Raw genomic sequence first — 2,817 nt, 5'->3', positions numbered from 1 at the left:
GGCGACCAGCGCGGTGACGCCGGCGGCGGCCGCGGCGGTGGAGACCCGCACGGTGGAGGCGGCGGCGACCGACGGTCAGGTCCGCGCGCTGTTCCAGACCTGGAAGAAGCTCGACGCGCCCGTCACCGCCGGCATCGCCATCCCGTCGGTGCAGCCGGTCACCGCGCTCAAGTTCACCAGCAATTACGGCATCCGCTCCGATCCGTTCCTGGGCACCGCGCGCTTTCACGCGGGCGTCGACATCCCGGGCCCAGTCGGCACGCCGATCTATGCCACCGCCGACGGCACGGTCGCGCATGCCGAGCGGATGGGCGGCTATGGCAACATGGTGGAGATCGATCACGGCAAGGGGATCGCGACGCGCTACGGCCATCTGTCCAAGTTCCTGGTCGAGCCGGGCACGCACGTCGCGCGCGGCCAGCTGATCGCGCTGATGGGCTCCACCGGCCGCTCCACCGGCCCGCACCTTCATTACGAGGTCCGGATCGACGGGCACCCGGTCAACCCCGCGCCGTTCCTGACCTCGGGCGATTACCTGCTCGCGATGAACAGCGACGCCGTGCACGCGGTGCCGGTCGCGACCGACGGACCGGCGCCGCAGGACTAAGCGCGGGCGGCACGCACGCAGCGTAGCTGCTCGAGCGGAACCCGTCCGACGTCAAGGCGCAGCCTTGCCGCGACGCTGCCCGTCAACGGGAGAGGATTGCAGGAACGGTCCCCCCGACCTACGTCCCGCTCATGCCCGACATCATCCTCACCCCCGCCGCCGCCGCCCGCGTTGCGACGATCGCGGGCAAGCAGGGCAAGCCCGCCATCCTCCGCCTCGCGGTCGATGGCGGCGGCTGTTCGGGCTTTTCCTATCGCTTCGGGCTGGCGGACGGCGCCGATCCGGACGACGTGCTGGCGGAGACGGACGGGGTGCGCCTCGTCGTCGACCCGATCAGCCTCGATCTGGTGCGCGGCGCGTCCGTCGACTTCGTCGAGTCGCTGGGCGGCGCGGCGTTTCGCGTGACCAATCCGCAGGCGGCGTCCGGCTGCGGCTGCGGTTCTTCCTTCTCGATCTGATCTCGCCGCGCTAGGCGGCTCGCGTGAAGCTCGTCACCTACAACGTCAACGGCATCAAGGCGCGGCTGCCGCGCCTCGTCGAGTATCTGGCCGAGCAACAGCCCGACATCGTCTGTCTCCAGGAGCTGAAATGCTCGGACGACACCTTCCCCGCCGCCGATATCGAGGCGGCCGGCTATGGCGCGTTGTGGCATGGGCAGAAGGGCTTCAACGGCGTCGCGGTGCTCGCCAGGGGCGCCACGCCGGTCGAGCGCGCGCGCGGCCTCGCCGGCGAACCGGAGGACGAGCATAGCCGCTATCTGGAGGTCGAGGTGGACGGGCTGGTCGTCGCGTCGATCTACCTGCCCAACGGCAATCCGCGTCCGGGCCCGAAGTTCGATTACAAGCTGCGCTGGTTCGATCGCCTCGCCGCGCGCGCCGCCGCGCTGCTCGCGGCCGAGCGGCCGACCGTGCTCGCGGGCGACTTCAACGTTATCCCGTTCGACGACGACAGCTTCTCGGTCCGCGCCATGCAGGAGGACGCGTTGATGCAGCCCGAGAGCCGCGCCGCCTATCGGCGGTTGCTGGCGCAGGGCTGGACGGACGCGCTGCGCCTGCGTCATCCGACGGGCGGCACCTGGACCTTTTGGGACTATCAGGCCGGCGCGTGGGCGCGCGACGCGGGATTCCGGATCGATCACCTGCTGCTCAGCCCGCAGGCGGCGGACCGCCTGACGGACGCGGACGTCGACAAGGAATATCGCGGCCGCGAGAGGGCGAGCGATCACGCACCGACCTGGGTGAGACTGAGATGAAGCATTTCCTGCTGTTCGCCGGCCTGCTCGCCACCCCCGCGCTGGCACAGGACAAGGACGGGCCCCGTTTCTGCCCCAACCGGCCGTCGATCGGCGAATCGGGCTGCACCACCGAGCCGGGCCATGTGCAGCTGGAGATGAGCCTGGGCGACTGGACGAAGGACGACTCCGCCGATCAACGCGAGGACACGGTGCTGATCGGCGATCTCCAGGCGCGGTTCGGGCTGACCCGCACGGCGGAGCTGCAGGTCGCCTGGACCGCGTTCGGGCACGACCGCGCGCGCGACAAGATCGCCGGCGGGATCGACCGGGTGAACGGCGTCGGCGACGTCCAGATCGGCATCCGGCAGAATCTGCGCCACCCCGACGGCAAGGGCCTGTCCTTCGCGATCGAGCCCTCCGTCACGATCCCGGTCGGCCGTCAGCCGATCGGCGGCGGTGACTGGGGCGCGGGCGCGGTGCTGCCCGTCACCGTCGACCTGACCGACCAGCTCCAAGTCCAGCTCACCAACGAGGTCGCGGCCGAGCCGGACGAGGATGGCGATGGCCGGCATTTCCTGTCCAACGAGGTCGCCGGGCTGGCGATCGCCGTGTCGGACCGGGTGACGGTCAACGCCGAGCTGCAATGGCAGCATGATCACGATCCGTCCGGCCATGCCCGCCCGCTGCTCGCCGCCGGCTCGATCGCGTGGCAGCCGCGCCACGGGCTGCAGCTCGACGCGCTCGCCGGCGCCGGGCTCAACCGTGACGCGCCGGACCTGCGTCTCCTCGCGGGCGGGGCGATCGTCTTCTAAAGGCTGACGCGACCAGTTTTGCACGTCGCCGTCGTTCAGCATGACGGCGGCCACCATCGTTGATTGCAGACAGCGCCTAAGCCTCGAACGCGGCGATGATCGGGCGGGCTTCGTCGGCGGTGGCGGGCTGCGGGAGGTGCGAGAGGATCTCCGGCGGCAGGTCG

Annotated in this window: 4 protein-coding genes; all 4 read left to right on the top strand. The window is 70.6% G+C overall.

The features are described from left to right. On the top strand, positions 1-607 hold a 607-nt coding region (locus tag HUU95_RS13190; RefSeq protein ID WP_174280523.1), incomplete at its 5' end, for a M23 family metallopeptidase. A gap of 131 nt (positions 608-738) precedes the next feature. Next, positions 739-1,065: a HesB/IscA family protein gene (locus tag HUU95_RS13185; RefSeq protein WP_174280522.1), complete on the top strand. Its 327-nt coding sequence runs from the start codon at positions 739-741 to the stop codon at positions 1,063-1,065. A 23-nt stretch (positions 1,066-1,088) separates the two neighbouring features. Then, positions 1,089-1,859 (top strand): exodeoxyribonuclease III, encoded by a 771-nt coding sequence (gene xth, locus HUU95_RS13180; protein WP_174280521.1) that lies wholly within the window; start codon positions 1,089-1,091, stop codon positions 1,857-1,859. Beyond that, positions 1,856-2,653, top strand: coding sequence for a transporter (locus HUU95_RS13175; protein WP_174280520.1), 798 nt, complete (start codon positions 1,856-1,858; stop codon positions 2,651-2,653). The genes xth and HUU95_RS13175 overlap by 4 nt, the downstream gene beginning before the upstream one ends. The last annotated feature ends 164 nt before the right edge of the window (positions 2,654-2,817 follow it).

Source organism: Sphingomonas bacterium (assembly GCF_903643065.1).
Lineage (GTDB): Bacteria > Pseudomonadota > Alphaproteobacteria > Sphingomonadales > Sphingomonadaceae > Sphingomonas.
Note: the sequence above shows the minus strand (reverse complement) of the source record. Positions and strands in the feature narration are given on the sequence as shown.

What these genes read in the sequence shown, in the direction of transcription:
- HUU95_RS13185 (WP_174280522.1), top strand. Translation starts at nt 739, where the DNA reads ATGCCCGACATCATCCTCACCCCCGCCGCCGCCGCCCGCGTTGCGACG.
- HUU95_RS13175 (WP_174280520.1), top strand. Translation starts at nt 1,856, where the DNA reads ATGAAGCATTTCCTGCTGTTCGCCGGCCTGCTCGCCACCCCCGCGCTG.